This is a genomic window from Stutzerimonas stutzeri, assembly GCF_038561965.1.
GTDB lineage: Bacteria > Pseudomonadota > Gammaproteobacteria > Pseudomonadales > Pseudomonadaceae > Stutzerimonas > Stutzerimonas stutzeri_AA.
This window is the reverse complement of sequence record NZ_CP139348.1, coordinates 4,083,400-4,106,265: the sequence shown is the minus strand read 5'-3', so window position 1 is coordinate 4,106,265 and position 22,866 is coordinate 4,083,400. Positions and strand designations below refer to the sequence as shown.

Sequence of the window (22,866 nt, the reverse complement as noted above, 5' to 3'; positions counted from 1 at the left end):
GTAAAATAAGCGGAAATGCCACATGACTGACCTGAAAACTGCCGCGCTCGAATACCATGCCCAACCCCGTCCGGGAAAACTGAGCGTCGAGCTGACCAAGCCCACCGCTACCGCTCGTGACCTATCTCTGGCGTACAGTCCAGGTGTCGCCGAGCCTGTTCGTGAGATCGCTCGCGATGCAGAGCTGGCTTACCGTTACACCGGTAAAGGCAATCTGGTGGCGGTTATCTCGGATGGCACCGCTATTCTTGGCCTGGGTAACCTTGGTCCCCTGGCATCCAAGCCGGTGATGGAGGGCAAGGGCGTACTGTTCAAGCGATTCGCTGGCGTCGACGTATTCGATATCGAAGTTGATGCCGAAAGCCCTCAGGCTTTCATCGATACCGTCAAGCGTATCTCCATCACCTTCGGTGGCATCAACCTTGAGGACATCAAGGCACCAGAGTGCTTCGAAATCGAGCGCGCCCTGATCGAGCAGTGCGACATTCCGGTTTTCCATGATGATCAGCACGGCACCGCCATCGTCACCGCGGCGGGCATGCTCAACGCATTGGAAATCGCTGGCAAGACGCTTGAGCAGGCCAAGATCGTCTGTCTCGGTGCTGGTGCGGCTGCGACCTCGTGCATGAAGCTGCTGGTCAGCATGGGCGCGAAGATCGAAAACATCTTCATGATCGACCGCAAGGGCGTGATCCATGCCGGCCGTGACGATCTGAATCAGTACAAAGCTGTGTTTGCCCATGAAACCGACAAGCGCACCCTGGATGATGCGCTCGAAGGTGCCGACGTTTTTGTTGGCCTGTCAGGCGCCAATCTGCTGAGTGCCGAAGGTCTCAAGCGCATGGCGGCCAATCCGGTTGTCTTCGCCTGTTCCAATCCGGATCCGGAAATCAGTCCGGAGCTTGCACATGCAACGCGCTCCGATGTCATTATGGCCACCGGTCGTTCTGACTACCCGAATCAGGTCAACAACGTGCTCGGCTTTCCGTTTATCTTCCGTGGTGCACTGGACGTTCGTGCCAAGCGCATCAATGAGGAAATGAAAATCGCCGCCGCCATTGCGCTGCGTGAACTCGCCAAGCTGCCTGTGCCGGCAGAAGTGGCTGCCGCTTATGGAGTGGATAGTCTGGAGTTCGGGCGCGAGTACATCATCCCGAAACCCATGGATCCGCGCCTGATCACGCTGGTATCTGACGCCGTCGCCAAGGCAGCGATCGAGAGTGGTGTGGCGACGCTGCCTTACCCGTCGCACTACCCGCTGCAGTCGGTACACGACGTATTCAACGGCTGACCGTCGATGAATAAAAGAAACCCCGCTTAGGCGGGGTTTTTTTATGGGTCGACTAATCGGGTTAGCGATCAGAACAAGTCGAGCGGTGCTGCCTCATCGGCGGGCAGTGGGCTACCGGGAGCCTGATAGCCGGAATCGAACTCGCCCATCGGAGGTGGCGAATCTTCGCTTTTGAACACCTCGAAATAGGCGTCGGGCGTGCTGGGCGTGGCCGCTCGACCACTGACTGGGTCAATCCGCAGTTTGAGTAGCCCGTCCGGCTCTGCCGGAGGGTGCTCGGGCATATCCTTGAGTACCGCACTCATGTAGCTCATCCAGATCGGCAGAGCGACCGTGCCGCCGTACTCATTGCGGCCAAGGCTTTGCGGCTGATCGAAGCCGGCCCAAACAGTGGTGACGATGTCGGCGTTATACCCGGAGAACCAGCTGTCTATGGAATCGTTGGTGGTACCGGTCTTACCGGCAATGTCATTTCGACCCATCGCCAGGGCACGACGGCCCGTGCCGCGTTTGATGACGTCCTGCAGCATGCTGGTCATGATGTAGGCAGTGCGCTCATCCAGCACTTGCTCGGCAAACCGCGGCTCGGTATCTGTCGATTCGTCTGTGATGGGTGCGCGGTTTTCTGGCGCGGCATAGGCGTCGGCGTCGGCGTCGGCGTCTGCATGCTGGATATCGCCTTCTGGGACCCGTGCAGGGTTGGCCTCAAAGACCAGATTGCCCTCCCGATCTTCGATCCGTTGAATGAGATACGGCTCGATCTTGTAGCCGCCGTTAGCAAAGGTCGTCCAGCCAGTGGCAATTTCCATCGGCGTCAGCGTCGCCGTACCCAGCGCAAGCGAAAGGTTGCGTGGTAGGTCCTGCGGATTGAAGCCGAAGCGGCTGATGTAGTCGACCGTATGGTCAATGCCCATTGTCTGTAGCAGGCGGATCGAAACCAGGTTCCTCGATTTGTACAGTGCCTCCCTCATGCGGATCGGGCCGAGAAAGGTGTTGTTGTCATTCTTGGGGCGCCAGATGCGATCCATACCCTGCTCGACGAAGACGATGGGGGAATCGTTGACCAGGCTCGCGGCGGTGTAGCCCGCGTCCAGTGCCGCACTATAGATGAAGGGCTTGAAGCTCGAGCCGGGCTGGCGCTTGGCCTGGATGGCGCGGTTGTAGTTGCTCTGGCCAAAGGAGAAGCCGCCCGCCAGTGCTTCGATCGATCCATCTTGAGGATTCAGGGAAACCAAGGCTGCCTGTGCAAGCGGTACTTGGCTGAATAGAGCGGCCTCGTCCTGCCAACGAATGCGCACCACATCGCCAACCTTCACCACGTCTGCCGGGCGTTGTGGTCTGGGTCCCATGCTATTGATGCCGAGGAACGGGCGGGCCCACTTCATGCTCTCCCAGCTGACCGGCTGCTCTTTGCCGTCCCTGGTGAGCACAACAATGCCGCTGTTCTCGATTTGCGTCACTGCGGCCGGCTGGAGACCGGACAGTCCCCTGTATTTGGCCAGTTCCTGCACCCAGTTATCACGAGGCAGATCGGCAAGGCGGCCCTCAGGTCCACGATAACCATGGCGCTGGTCGTATTCGATAAGCCCGCTATTGAGCGCGTTGTTTGCCGCCATCTGCCGCTCGCTCGAAACAGTAGTCTGTACCCTGAATCCATCAGTGTAAGCGGCGCTACCGAAGCGCCCGACCATCTCTGCGCGGGCCATTTCGGCAATGTATGACGCATCAAGCTCGGGCGCAGCTCCGTGGTATCGCGCAGTCTCAGGTTCAGCCAGCGCCTGCCGATAACTAGATTCATCCAGCGTGCCCAGTCTGTACATGCGCCCCAGGATCCAATCGCGCCGCTCTTTACTGCGGCTCGGGTTGACCACGGGGTTGAATGCGGAGGGGGCCTTGGGGAGTCCGGCGATCATCGCCAGCTGCGCAACGCTCAGTTCAGAAATGGATTTGCCGTAATAGACCTGGGACGCCGCCTCGATACCGTAGGCTCGGTTACCGAGGTAAATTTTGTTGACGTATAGCTCGAGAATTTCGTTTTTGCTGAGCTCGCGCTCGATTTGCAGTGCCAGCAGGATTTCGTTGATTTTGCGCGAGAAGCTTCGTTCGCTGGTAAGGAAGTAATTCTTCGCCACCTGCATGGTGATGGTGCTGCCGCCGGTCTGAATCTGTCCGCTTTTCAATAATTGCGTGGCAGCGCGCATCAGGCCGGTTATGTCGACGCCATAATGATTGGCGAAATTGTCATCCTCTGCAGCCAGCAACGCATGGATGAATTCCTCGGGAATGTCATCGAACCGAATTGGCGAGCGGCGCATTTCGCCGAACTCTGCGATCAGCTTGTCATCAGCGCTGTAGACCCTTAGAGGAATCTGAAGCTGTATGCTGCGAAGAGCGTCGACCGAGGGAAGGTTGGGGCTTAGGTAGAGGAATGCACCGCTGATGCTGAGCAGCAGCGTGCAAAAAACTGCGAAGCACGACCAGAGAAGAAATTTCAAAAAACGCATCGGGGTTCTTGGAATCCAGGATTTTTGGGGGGAGGAGTGGCGGCGATGCTGAAAAGGAAAACCGTTCACATTATATGCGTTTTTTTTGCCGGGTAGCCATTTGCGCTTCTGTCAAGGCTGTTATCTAATGTGGTTAAACATAATTAATCCGTAAGTAGCGGATAAGATAGGAAATCGGTCGTGCTAGGGCTCTTCACTAAGAAAGCGAACACGCTGCTTGGGATCGATATCAGTTCGACCTCAGTCAAGCTCCTCGAATTAAGTCGATCAGGTAATCGGTACCGTGTCGAGGCGTATGCCGTTGAGCCGCTTCCGCCGAACGCTGTGGTCGAAAAGAACATCGCCGAGCTTGAGGGCGTTGGTCAGGCTTTGCAGCGCGTAGTAGCCAAGGCTAAGACAGGGTGTAAGTCTGCCGTAGTCGCTGTTTCGGGATCTGCGGTCATTACCAAGATGATCGAGATGGATGCCGGGCTGTCCGATGAGGAGCTCGAGAATCAGTTGAAGATCGAGGCAGACCAGTACATCCCTTACCCGCTCGAAGAGGTTGCAATCGACTTTGAGGTTCAGGGCCCAGCACCTCGTGCCCCAGGCCGTGTTGAAGTCCTGCTTGCAGCGTGTCGCAAAGAGAACGTCGAAATTCGCGAGGCGGCCTTGGCGCTGGCTGGGCTCACCGCCAAAGTGGTTGACGTTGAAGCCTATGCGCTTGAGCGATCTTACGGCCTGCTGGCCTCTCAGTTGGGAGCCGGGCACGGCGAGCTCACCGTGGCGGTTGTGGATATCGGTGCGACGATGACAACCCTTAGCGTGTTGCACAACGGCCGTACGATCTATACGCGGGAGCAGCTGTTCGGTGGTCGTCAACTGACGGAAGAAATACAGAGGCGCTACGGGCTATCCCAAGAGGAAGCCGGCCTCGCCAAGAAGCAAGGTGGTCTCCCAGACGACTATGACAGTGAGGTCTTGGTTCCGTTCAAGGAGGCTGTTGTTCAGCAGGTCTCTCGCTCGCTGCAGTTCTTCTTCGCCGCTGGGCAATTCCATGATGTCGACTGCATTCTGCTCGCAGGCGGGACGGCGTCGATTTCCGGTCTGGATCACATGATCCAGCAGAAGATCGGTACGCAGACTCTAGTGGCGAATCCGTTTGCCGATATGGCTTTGAGTAGCAAGGTCAACGCGGGAGCGCTGGCCAGTGATGCGCCGGCATTGATGATTGCCTGTGGCTTGGCGCTGAGGAGCTTCGACTGATGGCGCAAATCAACTTACTTCCGTGGCGTGAACAGCTACGGGAAGAGCGAAAGCAGCGTTTTCTCGTCTCTCTCGTCGGCGTGCTTGTTGTCGCGGCAGGCCTGGTATTCCTTGGTGATCGCTACTTTCAAGGAGCGATTGAGCAACAGAATGCTCGTAATGAGTTCATCAAAAAAGAGATCGCTGTCCTTGATGCGCGCATCAAAGAAATTAAGGAGCTTAGAGAGCGTAGGCAGCAGCTGCTGGAGCGGATGAAAATCATCCAGGATCTCCAGGGCAATCGACCGATCATCGGTCGTGTGTTCGATCAGCTCGTCAGAACGCTGCCAGATGGGGTGTATTTCACCTCGCTTAAAATGAACGGAAAGAACATAGCGATCGTCGGGGCTGCCGAGTCCAACAACCGCGTTTCAAACCTCATGCGAAATCTCGATGGCTCCGACTGGCTCCAGTCGCCCAATTTGAATGAGGTCAAGGCTGTCACCGCCGGCGCTGTAGATCAAGAGAACGTGTTCCAGTTGACGGTTCAGCAGACGCAGCCAGTCGTAGCTACGCAAGGAGCAAAGCCATGAGCCTGGCTGATTCGTTGGATAGTCTCCGTAAGGTCGATTTTGCGGATCTTGATCTGAATAACCTGGGCTCCTGGCCCGGTCCAGTGAAATTTATAGCAGGTGCTGTTCTGCTCGCCGTGGTGCTCGGCTTGGGTTATTACTTTCATTTGCAAGACATGCAGATTCACTTGGAGCAGCAGCGAGCTCAAGAAGAGTCTCTGAAACAGCAGTTTTCCACCAAGGCGTTCCAGGCTGCTAATCTCGAGGCTTATAAAGATCAGATGGCTGAAATGGAAACATCTTTTGGCGCATTGCTTCGTCAATTGCCAAGCGATACGGAAGTACCTGGGCTTCTAGAAGATATAACCCGTACGGGTTTGGGTAGTGGTTTGGAGTTCGAAGAGATTAAGCTTCAGCCGGAAGTTGTGCAGCAGTTTTATATTGAATTGCCAATAAATATTAAGGTTGTAGGCGGGTATCACGACTTGGCTACCTTCGTCAGCGGTGTTTCGAGTCTGCCTCGAATTGTCACTTTGCATGACTTCGAAATAAAGCCGGAGAAAAATGAGGCTGCATCGAAGCTGCGAATGAGCATCGTAGCTAAGACTTATCGCTACAACGACAAGGGGCTGCAGAAATGACCGGATGGCGAATGGTTATGCTGGGCTTGAGTGTGGCGGCCCTGTCGGGCTGTGGCGGCACCACTGACTTCAATGACCTTCAGCGATATATGGAAGAAGTGCGAGCGAAGCCGAAAGGGGCTATCGAGCCTTTGCCCGCCTTTATTCCATATGAGGCCTTTACTTATAGTGCCGCTGCATTGCGTCATCCATTCCAGCCGCCAGTGAAGCTCGATCTGGCAAAGCGCCAGAAGGGGTCGAAAGACATTCAGCCTGACGAGTCGCGGGTGAAGCAGTTTCTTGAAGGTTTCAATATCGAGAATTTCACCATGGTCGGTACGCTGACCAATGGCGCGGGCCGTTATGCACTAATCAAAGGCGGCGATGGGGTTCATCGAGTCAAGATCGGTGATTATTTGGGGCGTAACCACGGCTCCATCGTCGAAATCAGTGAGGCCGGAATAGAGGTGGTGGAAATCGTTCCTGATGGGGAGGGTGGGTGGCTTGAGCGCCCGCGCAGTCTGACTTTGAAAGAGCGCGGCTAGCGCGGGGCAAAAAGCATGGAAAACCTTTACCGGTCTGCACAACGGAAGCAATTTATGAATACTACTCTTTCACGTCTAGGCGTTGCTCTGCTGGCAGCGTTCATCTCGCCCGCACTGTTGGCGGCCAAGCTTAATACTCTTGATGTTGCTGCGCTGCCTGGCGATCGTGTCGAGCTGAAACTCGCTTTTGACGAACCTGTTGCGTCGCCGCGTGGATACACGCTGGACCAGCCCGCACGCATCGCGGTTGATCTTCCTGGTGTCTCGAACAATCTTGGGACTAAGAATCGTGAGCTTGGAATTGGCAATGCGCGAAGCGTAACCGTTGTCGAGGCTCAAGGGCGCACACGGCTCATAATCAATTTGACCTCGCTTGTGCCTTACTCGACGCGGGTAGATGGCAATAATCTCTTTGTGGTGTTGGGCGAGAGTGCTGGAGTTGGTAGTTCTGCTGCGGTTTCTGCAGCGACTGCAGTTTCATCAGTTCCTTCCGCGCCTGTTAAATCTTCACTGGCTAGTAAGGCTATCGAAAATATCGACTTTCGTCGTGGTGATGACGGTGCTGGAAATATAGTTATCAGCCTGTCCGATCCGTCGATAAGCCCCACCATTGAAGAGCAGGGTGGCAAGATTCGCGTCACATTCGACAAAACGCAGTTGCCCGAGTCGCTGCGCGTTCGTCTAGATGTTCAGGATTTCGCTACACCGGTACGGTTTGTCGACTCCACAGCGCAGGCAGGTAAGGCCAGCATCGCGATCGAGCCGGTAGGGCGTTATGATTACTTGGCCTATCAGACAGACGACAAGCTGACAATCAGCGTCAAGCCTTTAACCGAGGATGAGGCTGACAAGCGCAAGGCTGACCGTTTCGCCTATTCGGGCGAAAAACTCTCGCTTAACTTCCAGGATATTGATGTTCGTTCCGTGCTGCAGTTGATAGCTGACTTCACTGATCTGAACTTAGTAGCCAGTGATACGGTTAGCGGCAACATCACACTGCGGCTACAGAACGTGCCGTGGGACCAAGCTTTGGATCTGGTGCTGAAGACCAAGGGGCTTGATAAGCGGCAGGTAGGCAATGTGCTCTTAGTCGCTCCTGCAGACGAGATCGCCGCTCGTGAGCGCCAAGAACTGGAATCGCAGCGACAGATTGCCGAACTCGCCCCGCTGCGTCGGGAAGTGGTGCAGGTAAATTATGCCAAGGCCGCCGACATTGCCCGGTTGTTTCAATCTGTTACCAATAACGCCGCTTCAGCAGAGGATCGGGGATCCATCGCGGTAGATGATCGTACGAACAATATTATCGCCTATCAGACGCAGGATCGGCTTGACGAGCTTCGCCGTATCGTTGCGCAGCTTGATATTCCCGTTAGACAGGTGATGATCGAGGCGCGGATCGTAGAAGCCAACGTCGACTACGACAAAAGCCTGGGCGTTCGTTGGGGAGGAAACTTGTGGGCTGGCGATAAATGGAACGCCTGGGGTAAAAATGGGCAGCTAGGTGTGGCTGATGATCCCGATGCAAGCGGCAGTCCCGGAGACGATGGGTATCGGCCGTCTCGCCAAGTCGGGCGCTTTCCAGGTATACCTGAGGTGCCTATGAATAGCCCCTTCGTTGATATGGGGGCGATTGGGGCTAATTCAGGTATAGGGTTAGGGTTCATTACTAACAATGCTATTTTGGATCTTCAGCTCTCTGCAATGGAGAAAACTGGCAACGGTGAAGTAGTGTCGCAACCAAAAGTTGTGACAGCTGACAAGGAAACCGCGAAAATTTTGAAAGGTTCAGAGGTCCCGTATCAAGAAGCTAGCTCGAGTGGAGCTACTAGTACCTCTTTCAAGGAGGCAGCTCTTTCGCTGGAGGTCACACCACAGATCACGCCAGACAACCGCATCATCATGGAGGTTAAGGTAACTAAGGATGAGCCTGACTTTTCTCAGGCGGCGAGCACTGGCGGTGTGCCTGCCATCCGAAAAAACGAAGTGAACGCCAAGGTTCTAGTTACTGATGGTGAAACCATCGTCATTGGTGGTGTGTTCTCCAATACACAAAGCAAGTCGGTGGACAAGGTGCCGTTCCTTGGTGATCTACCATTCGTTGGTCGGCTTTTCCGCCGTGATCTGGTGCAAGATCGAAAGTCTGAGCTGCTTGTATTCATCACTCCTCGGATCATGAATAATCAGGCGATACAGGTCAGTCGCTGAGATAGATGCACAATTTCATCCTTGTAGGCCCGATGGGTGCTGGAAAAAGCACCATCGGGCGTTTGCTTGCCAAAGAGCTGCGTCTGCCGTTCAAGGACTCCGACAAGGAGATCGAGCAGCGGACCGGGGCCAGCATCCCCCTGATTTTTGATGTCGAGGGGGAGGCAGGCTTTCGCGAGCGTGAACGCGTGGCGATCGCGGAGCTTTGTCAGCTGGAAGGTGTGGTGCTCGCCACTGGCGGCGGCGCGGTGTTGCAAGACGATAATCGGCGAGCGCTTCGTGAAGGTGGGCGAGTCATCTATCTCTGTACGTCGGTCGACCAGCAACTCGAGCGTACTTCTCGTGATCGCAATCGGCCGCTATTACAGACTAACGATCCTCGCAGTGTTCTGACTGCGCTTATGTCCGTTCGCGATCCTTTGTATCGCTCAATCGCAGACATCATCATCGAGACCGACGAGCGCCCACCGAGACTGGTGGTCATGGAAATTCTCGATCGGCTTGCCTCGCTGCCTCCCCGTGAAAGCCAGGATGAATCTGCGCTATCCTAGGCCCCTTTATTGTTGGGGGCCCCATGCAGACTCTTCAGGTCGATCTCGGCGAGCGTAGCTATCCCATCCATATTGGCGAGCGGTTGATCGATCGCGCCGAGCTTCTTTCTGATCGAATTCGTGGTCGGCAGGTAGCCATTGTCACCAATGAGACCGTTGCGCCGCTGTATCTGGATCGACTGACCCAGACACTTTCCGGCTACGCTGTTACTCCTGTGGTTCTCCCTGATGGTGAGGGTCACAAGAACTGGCAGACCCTACAGCTCATCTTCGACGCACTGCTTCGTGCCAGGCATGACCGTAACACTACGGTAATCGCGCTGGGTGGCGGTGTTATTGGCGACATGGCAGGTTTTGCAGCGGCCAGTTACCAGCGCGGCATCGATTTCATTCAGATGCCTACCACATTGTTGTCGCAAGTCGACTCTTCGGTGGGCGGCAAGACTGGGATCAACCACCCGCTCGGCAAGAATATGATCGGTGCGTTTTATCAGCCGCGTGCGGTGATTATTGACACAACGACCCTGGCAACCCTGCCGCCGCGCGAGTTATCGGCGGGTCTTGCTGAAGTCATTAAATACGGGCTGATCTGCGACGAGCCGTTCCTTGGATGGCTCGAAGCCAATATCGATAAGATCCGGGCGCTTGATTCCATGGCGCTGACCGAGGCAATCCATCGCTCCTGTGCTGCAAAGGCGAAGGTTGTGAACGCCGACGAGCGCGAGTCCGGGGTGCGGGCAATTCTCAACCTGGGTCACACTTTTGGTCACGCGATCGAGACGCATATGGGCTATGGCGTGTGGCTGCATGGTGAGGCTGTCGCAGCGGGAACTGTAATGGCGTTGGAGATGTCATGTCAGCTTGGCTGGATAGCTCAGGCGGAGCGTGACCGCGCTATTCGATTGCTGCAGCGCGCGGCACTGCCAGTCACTCCTCCCGCGCAAATGCAGCCGCAAGATTTCCTTGAGCACATGGCCGTCGACAAGAAGGTTCTGGACGGCCGGTTGCGTCTGGTCCTGCTGCGCCAAATCGGCGAGGCGGTTGTAACCGGTGACTTTCCGCGCGACGTATTAGAGAGCACTTTGGGCGCCAATTACGGTGCAATGACGGAACATTTGGGAGCATAAGAAGATTTCCATGACCAGTTTGTCTGCGGACGACGCGTTTCTGAATCACTATGGCTTCAGCCATGATCCTTTCGCTGCTCGCGTTCCGGGCTTCAAATTTTTCCCTGCGCAGCGCAAGCCGGTGCTGGGGCAGCTTCACCATCTGGCTCGGTACAGCCAATTGCTGCTGCTGGTCACCGGGCCGGAAGGTAGTGGTAAGACGCTACTGCGTCAGGCGCTCGTGGCCAGTAGCAACAAACAGTCTGTACAAAGCGTGGTGATTACGCCGCAGGGCACAACGGATGCCAGTGCGTTGCTCGCGCAGATCGCTCAGGCGTTGAATAGCCCGGCTGCTGATTTCGACGGCATCATGTTGCAAGTGACCCAACTCGCCCTGACCGGCCAGGAAGTCTACCTATTGGTGGATGATGCCGAGTGCCTAACCGGGGCCGCGGTTGAAACCCTGTTGCGGCTGGCTGCCGGCAGTCCCGAGGCGCGTCCGCATGTATTTCTATTTGGCGAGCCTTCACTTGCCGGGCGGCTTGAGGCCCTGAGCGAGGGCGAAGAGCGCTATCACACCATTGCACTTCAGCCATACGAGGAAGACGAAACGCGGGAATATCTTGCGCTGCGCCTCGAGGGTGCAGGCAGCGGTATTGAGTGCTTGAATGAAGAGCAGATAGTCCGCATCCACGAGCAGTCCGGAGGCTGGCCTGGTTCGATCAATCAAGTGGCGCGTGACGAGTTGCTTGCTGCTATACAAAGTCGCCGTGGTCGTCGCAAGAAGGGTGGGATGGCGTTGCCGCTGCCCAAAAAGCATCTGCTGGCGGCCGCGGCAGTCATTGCAGTTGTCGCGGTTGGCTTTCTGGCACTGCGTGGCGGCGACAGTGAGCAGCCTCCAATTGCTCCGGCAGTCACGAATCTGCCCCTCGATGGCTCGCCAGCTGATGGTTCCGCCGGGCAAGACCGGCAGACAGCAATCGAGTTCGATGGTGAAGAGCGTCCGTTGTCGCTGCCTTTGGGCGGAGATGCGCAGCCAGTGATCCGTGAGCCGCTTGCGGCTGTGGCCGGAAATGAGGAGGAAGAAGCTTCCCGCCCGGATTCGACTGCCCCAACGATGTCAGCTCCAGCTCCAGCTCCAGCTCCAGCTCCAGCTCCAGCTCCAGTCGAGCGCGCCCAGCCGGCTCCTACGGCGCCAGTCGCTACCCCAGCCCCAGCCCCAGCGCCCGTAGCGCCTCCGGTGCGGCCGAATGTCGCTGAGCGCGCCCCTGCGCCTGCAGCGGCCCCGGCCAGCTCGGGTCACGGCGCTTGGTATGCGAGTCAGCCGGGAAGCAATTATCTGGTTCAAATCCTAGGTACGCGCGTCGAGAAGAATGCCCAGGCGCTCGTTCAACAGCACGGTGGTAGCTATCGCTATTTTGCCAAGCAACATGAAGGCAAGCCGCTCTATGTCGTCACTTACGGCAATTTTGCTAACCGTGCAGCGGCAGTGGCGGCGGTCAAGTCATTGCCCGCTTCGCTGCAGGCTGGGAAGCCCTGGGTGCGAAGCATGACCAGCGTACAGCAGGAAATGACGCCGTCACGATGAAAAATGCCCCAAAAAAGTGCGCAGCGCACCTTTTTGGGGCTTGCAAAAATAAATTGTGCCGATCTAGCGGGCTTTGTAAACTGCTCCCCCTTTTGCCCACGTGAATGACGGGGTGATTTTCTACCCGTCAATAAGGGGTTGATTTACAACGCATTTAGCTGGTGGAGTGCCTATGAGAGCAGGTCTGTTTCGTCCTGAAGAGTTCAAGGATAACTGCGGCTTCGGCCTGATTGCCCATATGCAGGGCGAGGCGAGCCATCACCTGCTAAAGACTGCCATTCAGTCCCTGACCTGCATGACTCACCGCGGCGGCATCAACGCCGATGGCAAAACGGGTGATGGCTGCGGTCTGCTGATGCAGAAGCCGGACGCCTTCCTGCGTGCCAAGGCGTTGGAGCATTTCGGCGCCGAACTGCCGGTGCAGTACGCCGTTGGGATGATTTTTCTGAATCCGGATGCCAGCAAGGCGGATCAAGCCCGTGCTCGTCTGAGCGAAGAAATCGTTGCGCAAGGCCTGACCCTGATCGGCTGGCGCGAAGTACCAATCGATACCAGCGTGCTGGGCCAGTTGGCCCTCGAGCGTCTGCCGCGAATCGAGCAGGTGTTCGTCTCCGGCGACGGACTGGACGAGCGCGAGTTCGGTATCAAACTGTTCTTTGCGCGGCGTCGGGCCGAGGTCGCGCTTGCTGACGACAGCGCCTTCTATGTCTGCAGTCTCTCCGACAAGGACATCATCTACAAAGGCCTGATGATGCCCGCCGACTTGGCGCAGTTCTATCCCGACCTGGGTGACGAGCGTCTTGAGACGGCTATCTGCGTGTTCCACCAGCGTTTCTCCACCAATACCATGCCGCAATGGCGCCTGGCTCAGCCGTTCCGCTTTCTCGCGCATAACGGTGAGATCAACACCATCACCGGCAACCGCAATTGGGCACAGGCGCGTCGCCTGAAATTCGCCAATGAGCTGCTGCCTGATCTGGAAAGCCTGTCGCCGCTGATCAACCGCACCGGCTCCGACTCATCGAGCATGGACAACATGCTTGAGCTGTTGGTCACCGGCGGAATGGATCTGTTCCGCGGGCTGCGCATGATCATTCCGCCGGCCTGGCAGAACGTCGAAACCATGGACCCCGATCTACGGGCGTTCTACGAATTCAACTCCATGCACATGGAACCCTGGGACGGCCCCGCCGGCGTGGTGCTGACCGACGGTCGACATGCGGTCTGCCTGCTCGATCGCAACGGCCTGCGTCCTGCCCGTTGGGTGACCACCAAGAACGGCTACATCACACTCGCCTCCGAAGTTGGCGTGTGGGATTACAAACCCGAGGACGTCCTGGCCAAGGGTCGTGTCGGCCCGGGGCAGATCCTTGCCGTCGATACGCACACCGGCACGGTGCTGCACACCGACGATATCGACAACCGCCTGAAGGCACAGCAGCCCTACAAGAAGTGGCTGCGTCAGAACGCGCTGCGCATCCAGTCGACGTTGGACGACAACGATCATGGCTCGGCCTTCTATGATGCCGACCAGCTCAAGCAGTACATGAAGATGTACCAGGTCACCTTCGAGGAGCGCGATCAGGTACTGCGACCATTGGCCGAGCAAGGCCAGGAAGCGGTCGGCTCGATGGGCGACGACACGCCCATGGCTGTGCTATCGCGTCGCGTACGTTCGCCGTACGATTATTTCCGTCAGCAGTTCGCGCAGGTCACCAACCCGCCGATCGATCCGCTGCGTGAAGCCATCGTCATGTCGCTGGAAACCTGCCTGGGTGCCGAGCGCAATGTCTTCGAGGAAACCGCGGAGCACGCCAACCGCGCCATCCTGACAACTCCGGTGATCTCGCCGGCGAAGTGGCGCTCGATCATGAACCTGGAGCGCCCGGGTTTCGAGCGTCTGGTCATCGACCTTAACTACGACGAAACCATCGGTCTTGAGGCGGCGATTCGCAACATCGCCGACCAGGCTGAGGAAGGTGTGCGGGGCGGCAAGGTCCTGCTGGTTCTCAGCGACCGTCACATCGCTCCAGGCAAGCTGCCAGTGCATGCTTCCCTGGCGGTGGGTGCGGTGCACCATCGCTTGGTCGAGACCGGCCTGCGCTGCAGCTGCAACATTCTGGTGGAAACCGCTACTGCCCGCGATCCGCATCACTTCGCGGTGCTGATCGGCTTCGGCGCTACAGCGGTTTACCCGTTCCTTGCCTTTGAGGTGCTGGGCGATCTGATCCGCACCGGCGAAGTGCTGGGCGACCTTTACGAAGTGTTCAAGCACTATCGCAAGGGTATCTCCAAGGGACTGATGAAGATCATCTCCAAGATGGGCATCTCGACCATCGCGTCCTACCGTGGCGCGCAACTGTTCGAGGCCGTTGGCCTGTCCGATGAAATCGTCGAGCTCAGCTTCCGGGGCGTTGCCAGCCGCATCAAGGGCGCCCGTTTCGAGGACCTCGAGGCCGAGCAGAAGGCGCTCGCTGCCGAAGCCTGGAGCAGCCGCAAGCCGATCCAGCAGGGTGGTCTGCTGAAGTTCGTCTATGGCGGTGAGTACCACGCCTACAACCCGGACGTGGTCAGCGCGTTGCAGATAGCCGTGCAGAGCGGCGACTACAGCCGTTTCAAGGAGTACACCGCGCTGGTCGACCAGCGTCCGGTGGCGATGCTGCGCGACCTGCTCAAGGTCAAGGTGGCCGAGCAGCCGCTGGCCCTGGAAGAAGTCGAGCCGCTGGAGGCGATCCTCAAGCGCTTTGACTCGGCGGGTATCTCGTTGGGCGCGCTGTCGCCGGAAGCTCACGAAGCCATCGCTGCGGCGATGAACCGCATCGGCGCTCGCTCGAACTCCGGTGAGGGCGGTGAAGACCCCGCCCGATACGGCACCGAGCGTAGCTCGAAGATCAAGCAGGTCGCGACTGGCCGTTTCGGTGTAACGCCTGAATACCTGGTCAACGCCGAAGTGCTGCAGATCAAGGTGGCGCAGGGCGCCAAGCCTGGAGAGGGCGGCCAGTTGCCCGGCGGCAAGGTCAACGGTCTGATCGCGCGGCTGCGTTACGCGGTACCGGGCGTTACGCTGATCTCCCCGCCGCCGCACCACGATATCTATTCCATCGAGGATCTGGCACAGCTGATCTTCGACCTCAAGCAGGTCAACCCGCGGGCGCTGGTTTCGGTCAAGCTGGTAGCCGAGCCGGGTGTCGGCACCATCGCCGCCGGCGTGGCCAAGGCCTATGCCGACCTGATCACCATCTCCGGTTACGACGGCGGCACCGGCGCTTCGCCGCTGACGTCGATCCGCTATGCCGGCTCGCCGTGGGAGCTCGGTCTGGCCGAAACCCACCAGACCCTGCGTGGCAACGACCTGCGTGGCAAGGTCCGCGTACAGACCGATGGTGGCCTGAAGACTGGCCTCGACGTGATCAAGGCGGCGATCCTCGGCGCCGAAAGCTTCGGCTTCGGCACCGCGCCGATGATCGCGCTGGGCTGCAAATACCTGCGTATCTGCCACCTGAACAACTGCGCCACCGGTGTTGCCACGCAGAACGAGCAGCTGCGCAAGGATCACTTCATCGGCACCGTCGATATGGTGGTCAACTTCTTCCAGTTCGTTGCCGAAGAAACTCGTGAGTGGCTGGCCAAGCTGGGCGTACGCAGCCTGGGCGAGCTGATCGGCCGTACCGATCTGCTCGAAGTGCTGCCGGGTGAAACAGCCAAGCAGAACAATCTGGATCTGACGCCGCTGCTCGGCAGCAGCCATATCCCGGCCGACAAGCCGCAGTTCTGCCTGGTCGAGAAAAACCCGCCGTTCGACCAGGGATTGCTGGCCGAAGAGATGGTCAAGCTGGCCAAAGGTGCCATCGATACCAAGAGCGGTGGCGAGTTCGAACTGGAAATCTGTAACTGTGACCGCTCCATCGGTGCCCGTGTGTCCGGCGAAATTGCTCGCCAGCATGGCAACCAGGGCATGACCGGGTCGCCGATCACCTTCCGCTTCAAGGGTACTGCTGGGCAGAGCTTCGGTGTCTGGAACGCCGGCGGCCTCAACCTGTATCTCGAAGGCGACGCCAACGATTACGTCGGTAAAGGTATGACTGGTGGCAAGCTGGTGGTTACGCCGCCACAGAGCGCCAGCTATCGTTCGCAGGATTCGGCGATCATCGGCAACACCTGTCTGTATGGTGCCACGGGCGGCAAACTGTTCGCCGCTGGTACGGCAGGCGAGCGTTTTGCGGTACGCAACTCTGGCGCCCATGCGGTCGTCGAGGGCACCGGTGACCATTGCTGCGAATACATGACTGGCGGCTTCGTCTGCGTGCTGGGCAAGACCGGGCATAACTTCGGCTCGGGCATGACCGGTGGTTTCGCCTACGTGCTGGATATGGACAACAGTTTTGTCGACCGCGTGAACAACGAACTGGTCAACTTGCAGCGCATCACCGGCGAGGCGATGGAAGCCTATCGCAGCCACCTGCAAGATGTGCTGCGTGAATACGTTGCTGAAACCGCGAGTGAGTGGGGGGCTGAACTGCTGGAAAATCTCGACGACTACTTGCGTCGTTTCTGGCTGGTCAAGCCCAAGGCGGCCAACCTGGCCTCGCTGCTGTCGAGCACCCGGGCCAACCCGCAATAACAAGAAGCCGCTTCAGGCGGCGGCCCAGCTTCGGCGGGGCCGCCGCTTACCCTGATTGTCTTGCTGCCGTATGTATTGCCTACGGCTGCTGTTGAGAGGTTTTGAAATGACTGAACGTCTGAATAACGACTTCCAGTTCATCGAGGTCGGGCGCAAGGATCCGAAGAAGAAGTTGCTGCGCCAGCGCAAGAAGGAGTTCGTCGAGATCTATGAACCCTTCAAGCCCCAGCAGGCTTGCGAGCAGGCCCATCGCTGCCTGGGATGCGGCAACCCGTACTGCGAATGGAAGTGCCCGGTTCATAACTACATCCCCAACTGGCTGAAGCTGGTCTCCGAGGGCAACATCCTCGCCGCCGCCGAGCTGGCGCATCAGACCAACACCCTGCCGGAAGTCTGCGGGCGCGTATGTCCGCAGGATCGTCTCTGCGAGGGTGCCTGCACCCTTAACGATGGCTTCGGCGCAGTGACCATCGGCTCGGTGGAGAAGTACATCGCCGATACCGCCTTTGCCATGGGCTGGCGGCCGGATATGTCGAAGGTCAAGCCGACCGGCAAGAAGGTTGCGATCATCGGTGCCGGCCCTGCAGGTCTGGGCTGTGCCGATATCCTCGTGCGCAACGGTGTGACCCCGGTGGTGTTCGACAAGAACCCCGAGATCGGCGGCCTGCTGACCTTCGGTATCCCCGAATTCAAGCTGGAAAAGACCGTACTCAGCCGTCGTCGCGAAATCTTCGGCGGCATGGGCATCGAGTTCCGCCTCAATACCGAGGTGGGCAAGGACATCACCATCGACCAGCTGCTGGCCGACTACGATGCCGTGTTCATGGGCATGGGCACCTATACCTACATGAAGGGCGGCTTCCCCGGTGAGGACCTGCCAGGCGTGTACGACGCACTGGATTTCCTCATTGCCAACGTCAACCGCAACCTCGGCTTCGAGAAGGCTGCTGAAGACTTCATCGACATGAAGGGCAAGAAGGTCGTGGTGCTCGGCGGCGGTGATACCGCGATGGACTGCAACCGCACCTCCATCCGCCAGGGCGCCAAGAGCGTGACCTGCGCCTACCGCCGCGATGCGGCGAACATGCCGGGCTCGCGCCGTGAAGTGAAGAATGCCAAGGAAGAGGGCGTAAAGTTCCTCTTCAACCGCCAGCCCATCGCCATCGTCGGCGAAGGCAAGGTGGAAGGCGTGAAGGTGGTCGAAACCCGTCTCGGCGCGCCAGATGCACGCGGTCGCCGCAGCCCTGAGCCGATTCCGGGATCCGAGCAGGTGCTGCCGGCGGATGCCGTGGTCATTGCCTTCGGTTTCCGGCCGAGCCCGGCGCCGTGGTTCGAAGTCCAGGGCATCCAGATCGACAACCAGGGCCGTGTGGTTGCGCCCGAGGTGGGCCAGTTCAAGCACCAGACCAGCAACCCAAAGATCTTCGCTGGCGGCGACATGGTCCGCGGCTCCGACCTGGTGGTGACGGCGATCTTCGAAGGGCGCCAGGCTGCCGAAGGCATCATGGATTATCTCGGCGTCTGATCTGACATTGCCGGGTGTCGACAGGCTCCCGGAGTGGCCTGATTTGAATCAAGCCCATCGCTAAATGGCACGGCGCTCGCCGTGCCTTTTTTTTTCCGCTTTGCGACAATGCACGGCACTTTTCGCTGGAACCCTGCCCATGACCGCCTTGAAGAACGACCGCTTCCTTCGTGCCCTGCTCAAGCAGCCTGTCGACGTCACCCCTGTATGGATGATGCGTCAGGCCGGCCGCTATCTGCCCGAGTACCGAGCCAGCCGCGCCAAGGCAGGTGACTTCATGAGCCTGTGCATGAACCCTGAGCTGGCCTGCGAAGTGACCTTGCAGCCACTGGAGCGTTATCCGCTGGATGCTGCGATCCTGTTCTCCGACATCCTCACTGTGCCGGACGCCATGGGGTTGGGCCTGTATTTCGAAACCGGCGAGGGCCCGCGTTTCAAGAAAGTCGTCAGCACCCTTGCGGACATCGAGGCGCTGCCGATTCCTGATCCGGAAAAGGACCTGGGCTATGTGATGGATGCGGTGCGCACCATTCGCCGCGAACTCAATGGCCGCGTACCGCTGATCGGTTTCTCCGGCAGCCCCTGGACGCTGGCGACCTATATGGTCGAGGGCGGCTCGTCGAAGGACTTCCGCAAGTCCAAGGCGATGCTCTACGAGAACCCGCAAGCGATGCACGCGCTGCTGGACAAGCTGGCTCAATCGGTGACCAGCTACCTCAATGGGCAGATTCTCGCTGGTGCTCAGGCGGTGCAGATTTTCGATTCCTGGGGTGGCAGCCTGTCGGCGGCGGCCTATCAGGAGTTCTCTCTGGCCTATATGCGCAAGATCGTCGATGGCCTGATTCGCGAGCATGACGGCCGTCGTGTGCCGGTCATCATGTTCACCAAGGGCGGCGGCCTCTGGCTGGAGTCGATGGCCGAGGTTGGCGTCGAAGCGCTGGGGCTCGACTGGACCTGCGACATCGGCGAAGCCCGTCGTCGTGTTGGCAATAAGGTTGCGCTGCAGGGCAACATGGACCCGAGCGTGCTCTACGCCAAACCCGATGCCATCCGTGCCGAGGTGGCGCGCATCCTGGCCAGCTTCGGCCACGGCAATGGCCACGTGTTCAACCTCGGTCATGGCATCACGCCGGAAGTCGATCCGGCCCATGCCGGCGCGTTCATCGAGTCGGTGCACGAACTGTCGGGCCAGTATCACGTCTGATCCGTCTGAGTTCGATCAAGACGCCCCGCCATTGCGGGGCGTTTTGCTTTGCGCGATCAGTGCGCGGTGCGCAGCTCCGGCAGCGGCTGCAGGCGCGCCAGGTGCAGCGCTACCGCGAAGGAAACCAGCAGCAGCGAAGCGATGAACAGGCCGACGCCGTCCCAACCGGCCGCATGCCAGAAAATCCCACCCAGGGTGCCCGCGACACTCGACCCCAGGTAGTAGCTGAACAGATAAAGCGACGATGCCTGGCCGCGTGCATGCCTGGCGCGACGGCCGATCCAGCTGCTGGCGACCGAATGTGCGCCGAAGAAGCCAAAAGTGAACAGCAACATGCCCAGCAGCACCATCGGCAGATGATCGAACAGGGTCAGGCTGATCCCGGCGAGCATCAGCAGGATCACGATCCAGAACACCTTGCGCCGCCCGAACCTGTCGGCCAGTGCGCCCACCTGCGCCGAGCTGTAGATGCCTGACAGATAAACCACCGCCAGCAGTCCGACCATCGTCTGGCTCAATTGAAAAGGCGGCGCGAGCAGGCGATAGCCTATGTAGTTGAAGAGGGTCACGAAGCTGCCCATCAGTAGAAAACCCTGCAGGAACAGCCAGGGCAGGCCGGCATCGCGAAAATGCATGCCGTAGCCCTGCAACAGCCCGCGCGGGCGAAGCGGTCGCGGGGAGAAGTGCCGTGATTCGGGCAGAAACCGCCAGAGCAGCAGTGCCGCCAGCAGCGCCAGTGCGCCCATCAGGCCGAGTACGGCGTGCCAGCTCAGGTAATCGACCAGCACGCCGCTCAGCAGCCTACCGCTCATGCCGCCGATAGCGTTGCCGCCGATGTAAAGCCCCATCGCCAGGCCAAGATGCTGCGGATGGATTTCCTCGCTGAGGTAGGTCATCGCCACGGCGGCCAACCCGCTCAGGGCGAGGCCTGTCAGTGCGCGCATCAGCAAGACTCCATGCCAGCTGGGCGCGAGTGCGCTGCCAAAGGTGAACAGAGCGGCTGCGAGCAAGGAGGCGACCATCACCGGCTTGCGGCCAATAGCGTCGGAAACTGGCCCGGTTATCAGCAGGCCGACTGCCAGCGTGATGGTCGACAGCGAAAGGATCAGGCTACTTTCTGCCGCGTTGATGCCGAACACCTGAGACAGCATCGGCATCATTGGTTGCACGCAATAGAGCAGGGCGAAGGTAGCGAAACCTGCGGCAAACAGGGCCAATGCCGTGCGGGTAAACCGCGGTGTACCTTTCTCGGTGTGAATAGACGCGGTGGCGTCTTTTTTCTCTGCCGGCGCGCTTGTGGCGCACTGCGTAGTGTTCACGTTCTGAGCCTCTGGACGATTCGTCTTTTTCAGACCAAGAGCTGCCCGTACGCCTGCGCTCTTGAAATCAAAGTGCAGGCATGGACGCTTTTTGGTTGGGTTTATGGGGCGAATGATAGGAAGCTTTATTTGAGCTATCCAATATATTATTCGACCCTATTGATATGTTTTACGAATCGTTCGGAGGGCTCTTGGAGCTGCGCCATCTACGCTATTTCGTCGCCGTGGCCGAAGAGCTGCACTTCGGTCGCGCTGCCGAGTTGCTGCGCATCTCGCAACCACCGTTGAGCCAGCAGATCCAGGCGCTGGAGCAGGAGCTGGGGGTGCGCTTGTTCGATCGCACCAACCGGCGGGTGTCTCTGACCGACGCGGGACGGCTGTTTCTCGAAGAGACGCGGCGCACCCTCGCCCAGGTGGACAAGTCGGTCGATGTGGTGCGGCGTGCCGAGCAGGGGGAAACCGGCGAGCTGCAGGTAGGCTTCACCTCGTCAGCACCGTTCACCTCGATTCTGCCGCGAGCGATCCTCGCGTTCCGTCAGGCGTTTCCGGCTGTGCACCTCGCCCTGCAGGAAATGACCAGTAAACAGGTCATCGATGCGGTGCAGGACGAAACGCTGCAGGTCGGCATGATCCGTCCCTTTGCCTTGCCGCCAGGGTTGCAGACCGTGGAGCTGTTCAGCGAGCCGTTGGTGGCGCTGATGCATGCTGGGCATCCGCTTGCGGAGGCGGGGGAGGAAGGGTTGGCACTAGCGGAGCTGGCCGAGGAGCCGTTCGTGTTCTTTCCGCGCAGTTACGGTACCGGGCTCTACGACCAGCTGCTCAACCTGGCACGGCAGGCCGGGTTCAGTCCGCGGATTGCGCAGGAGGCGAACGAGGCGCTGACCATCATCGGGCTGGTTGCTGCAGGGCTGGGCGTTTCGGTGCTGCCGGCATCCTTTCGCCGTATTCGCATTGACGGGGTGAGGTTCCGCACGTTGTCGGACAAGGACGCCACCACGGCCGTTTGGCTGGTCAAGCGGCGTCAGGAACAGTCGCCGCTGGCTAAGGCCTTCATGGATCTGGTCACCCGCGAAGCGCTGAGCCAGCGCTAGCGCGCCGTTAGGCCGGCGACCCTGTCAGGGCTGCTTGTAGTGACCGGGCGTATCGCCCTTTTCGTGCTTGTGCACCCGCGTGACGCGGATGTCGGTGATACCCATCACTTCGGCCTGCTCCAGCAGCTGAGCCTCGTCGGCATCGGCCTTTGGCATCACCAAGCTGTTCTCGGCGTCTGCATTGTGTAGCTGGATGAGATGGCGCGCGGCTTCGCCCTGAGACAGGCTGTCGACATCGGCGTCGTAGGTCTCGGCACGCGGATCGTTCTGGTAGATGTAGTTGATTTCGTAGGTATGCGAAGACTTGCCGAACATGAGGGGCTCCTGTCGAAGGGTCACTGATACTCAGTGGACTCAACGGCGCCGCCAATCGTTCCGGCACGCTATCGCCGAGCGATTGAAGGGCGGCTGCCTACTTCAGCGCATCCGCCCGTGGTGCTTACTTGACGTTGGCCAGATCGCCCTTGATCGCGACGCCAGCCATGATTGCACCGGCATGGCATTCGTATTTCTGGTTGTCCTTGTACTCGACATGTTTGTAGTTGCTGGCGATGTTGACGACGGCATTGGCACCTGCGGCCTTGGCCGATTGCTGCATGGCGATCAGCGCCGATTGCAGAGCCCAGCTGCAAGCGCCTTCATCCGTCTTGTTGAAGGCGTTGGTCTTCTTGCTGGTGGAAACGCCGCTGCGCACGACCTTGGCGTTTGCAGGGGTTTTGCCTGCCAGATAGAACTTCACGCTGCCATCCAGTCGGCCGGCCTGGGTTGCTTCGGCGACGACGGCATCGAATGGCAGGTAGTGGGTGGTGTCACGGGCCTGGCTGATAGTGGGCAGGGCCATAATCAACAGTGCTGTGCCGATCCATGCGGTTTTTTTCATCTTTTTTTTCCTTGCGGTCG

17 protein-coding genes are annotated in these 22,866 nt (G+C 58.8%); 13 read left to right on the top strand and 4 right to left on the bottom strand.

The annotated features are described in order from the left end of the window. Positions 1-22 precede the first annotated feature (22 nt). Positions 23-1,291 (top strand): malic enzyme-like NAD(P)-binding protein, encoded by a 1,269-nt coding sequence (locus SM130_RS19030; protein WP_102826239.1) that lies wholly within the window; start codon positions 23-25, stop codon positions 1,289-1,291. A 68-nt stretch (positions 1,292-1,359) separates the two neighbouring features. On the opposite strand, the gene SM130_RS19025 is transcribed toward SM130_RS19030, so the two are convergent. After that, positions 1,360-3,795: a penicillin-binding protein 1A gene (locus tag SM130_RS19025; RefSeq protein WP_102826238.1), complete on the bottom strand. Its 2,436-nt coding sequence runs from the start codon at positions 3,793-3,795 to the stop codon at positions 1,360-1,362. A 180-nt stretch (positions 3,796-3,975) separates the two neighbouring features. Here SM130_RS19025 and SM130_RS19020 point away from each other — a divergent pair, with 180 nt between their 5' ends. The 11 genes from SM130_RS19020 (at position 3,976) to hemE (ending at position 19,556) form a co-directional block, all read left to right on the top strand. Next, positions 3,976-5,040 carry a pilus assembly protein PilM gene (locus tag SM130_RS19020; protein ID WP_102826237.1) on the top strand — a complete coding sequence of 355 codons (1,065 nt, stop codon included), beginning with the start codon at positions 3,976-3,978 and terminating at the stop codon, positions 5,038-5,040. Next, positions 5,040-5,612: a type 4a pilus biogenesis protein PilN gene (gene pilN, locus SM130_RS19015; RefSeq protein WP_102826236.1), complete on the top strand. Its 573-nt coding sequence runs from the start codon at positions 5,040-5,042 to the stop codon at positions 5,610-5,612. The genes SM130_RS19020 and pilN overlap by 1 nt, the downstream gene beginning before the upstream one ends. Then, the gene (pilO, locus tag SM130_RS19010) at positions 5,609-6,232 is read left to right on the top strand and encodes a type 4a pilus biogenesis protein PilO (RefSeq protein WP_102826235.1); all 624 of its coding nucleotides are present in this window, start codon (positions 5,609-5,611) and stop codon (positions 6,230-6,232) included. Before pilN ends, pilO begins: the two co-directional genes overlap by 4 nt. After that, positions 6,229-6,756 (top strand): type 4a pilus biogenesis lipoprotein PilP, encoded by a 528-nt coding sequence (pilP, locus tag SM130_RS19005; protein ID WP_102826234.1) that lies wholly within the window; start codon positions 6,229-6,231, stop codon positions 6,754-6,756. Before pilO ends, pilP begins: the two co-directional genes overlap by 4 nt. 54 nt (positions 6,757-6,810) lie before the next feature. Then, positions 6,811-8,961, top strand: a complete 2,151-nt coding sequence (gene pilQ / locus SM130_RS19000; RefSeq protein ID WP_102826233.1) for a type IV pilus secretin PilQ — start codon at positions 6,811-6,813, stop codon at positions 8,959-8,961. Between the two features lie 5 nt (positions 8,962-8,966). Continuing rightward, the gene (aroK, locus tag SM130_RS18995; RefSeq protein WP_102826232.1) at positions 8,967-9,512 is read left to right on the top strand and encodes a shikimate kinase AroK; all 546 of its coding nucleotides are present in this window, start codon (positions 8,967-8,969) and stop codon (positions 9,510-9,512) included. A gap of 23 nt (positions 9,513-9,535) precedes the next feature. Beyond that, positions 9,536-10,639 carry a 3-dehydroquinate synthase gene (gene aroB / locus SM130_RS18990; RefSeq protein WP_102826231.1) on the top strand — a complete coding sequence of 368 codons (1,104 nt, stop codon included), beginning with the start codon at positions 9,536-9,538 and terminating at the stop codon, positions 10,637-10,639. Positions 10,640-10,649: 10 nt separating this feature from the next. Further along, a complete protein-coding gene (locus SM130_RS18985) occupies positions 10,650-12,206 on the top strand; it encodes an AAA family ATPase (protein WP_102826230.1) in 1,557 nt (518 codons plus the stop codon). Positions 12,207-12,378: 172 nt separating this feature from the next. Continuing rightward, positions 12,379-16,827, top strand: coding sequence for a glutamate synthase large subunit (gene gltB, locus SM130_RS18980; protein ID WP_102826229.1), 4,449 nt, complete (start codon positions 12,379-12,381; stop codon positions 16,825-16,827). Between the two features lie 106 nt (positions 16,828-16,933). After that, positions 16,934-18,352 (top strand): FAD-dependent oxidoreductase, encoded by a 1,419-nt coding sequence (locus SM130_RS18975; protein ID WP_102826228.1) that lies wholly within the window; start codon positions 16,934-16,936, stop codon positions 18,350-18,352. Between the two features lie 139 nt (positions 18,353-18,491). Then, a complete protein-coding gene (hemE, locus tag SM130_RS18970) occupies positions 18,492-19,556 on the top strand; it encodes a uroporphyrinogen decarboxylase (RefSeq protein WP_102826227.1) in 1,065 nt (354 codons plus the stop codon). A 56-nt stretch (positions 19,557-19,612) separates the two neighbouring features. Here hemE and SM130_RS18965 read toward each other — a convergent pair whose 3' ends face one another. After that, on the bottom strand, positions 19,613-20,815 hold the full coding sequence (locus SM130_RS18965) for an MFS transporter (protein WP_256044940.1): 1,203 nt from the start codon (positions 20,813-20,815) through the stop codon (positions 19,613-19,615). A 251-nt stretch (positions 20,816-21,066) separates the two neighbouring features. Between SM130_RS18965 and SM130_RS18960 the strand changes: the two genes are divergently transcribed. Next, positions 21,067-21,966 (top strand): LysR family transcriptional regulator, encoded by a 900-nt coding sequence (locus tag SM130_RS18960; RefSeq protein ID WP_102826504.1) that lies wholly within the window; start codon positions 21,067-21,069, stop codon positions 21,964-21,966. A gap of 24 nt (positions 21,967-21,990) precedes the next feature. Here the strand turns inward: SM130_RS18960 and SM130_RS18955 are convergent, their stop codons facing one another. Next, positions 21,991-22,281 (bottom strand): hypothetical protein, encoded by a 291-nt coding sequence (locus SM130_RS18955; RefSeq protein WP_102826225.1) that lies wholly within the window; start codon positions 22,279-22,281, stop codon positions 21,991-21,993. 124 nt (positions 22,282-22,405) lie between these two features. After that, on the bottom strand, positions 22,406-22,846 hold the full coding sequence (locus tag SM130_RS18950) for an excinuclease (RefSeq protein ID WP_102826224.1): 441 nt from the start codon (positions 22,844-22,846) through the stop codon (positions 22,406-22,408). Between the last annotated feature and the right edge of the window lie 20 nt (positions 22,847-22,866).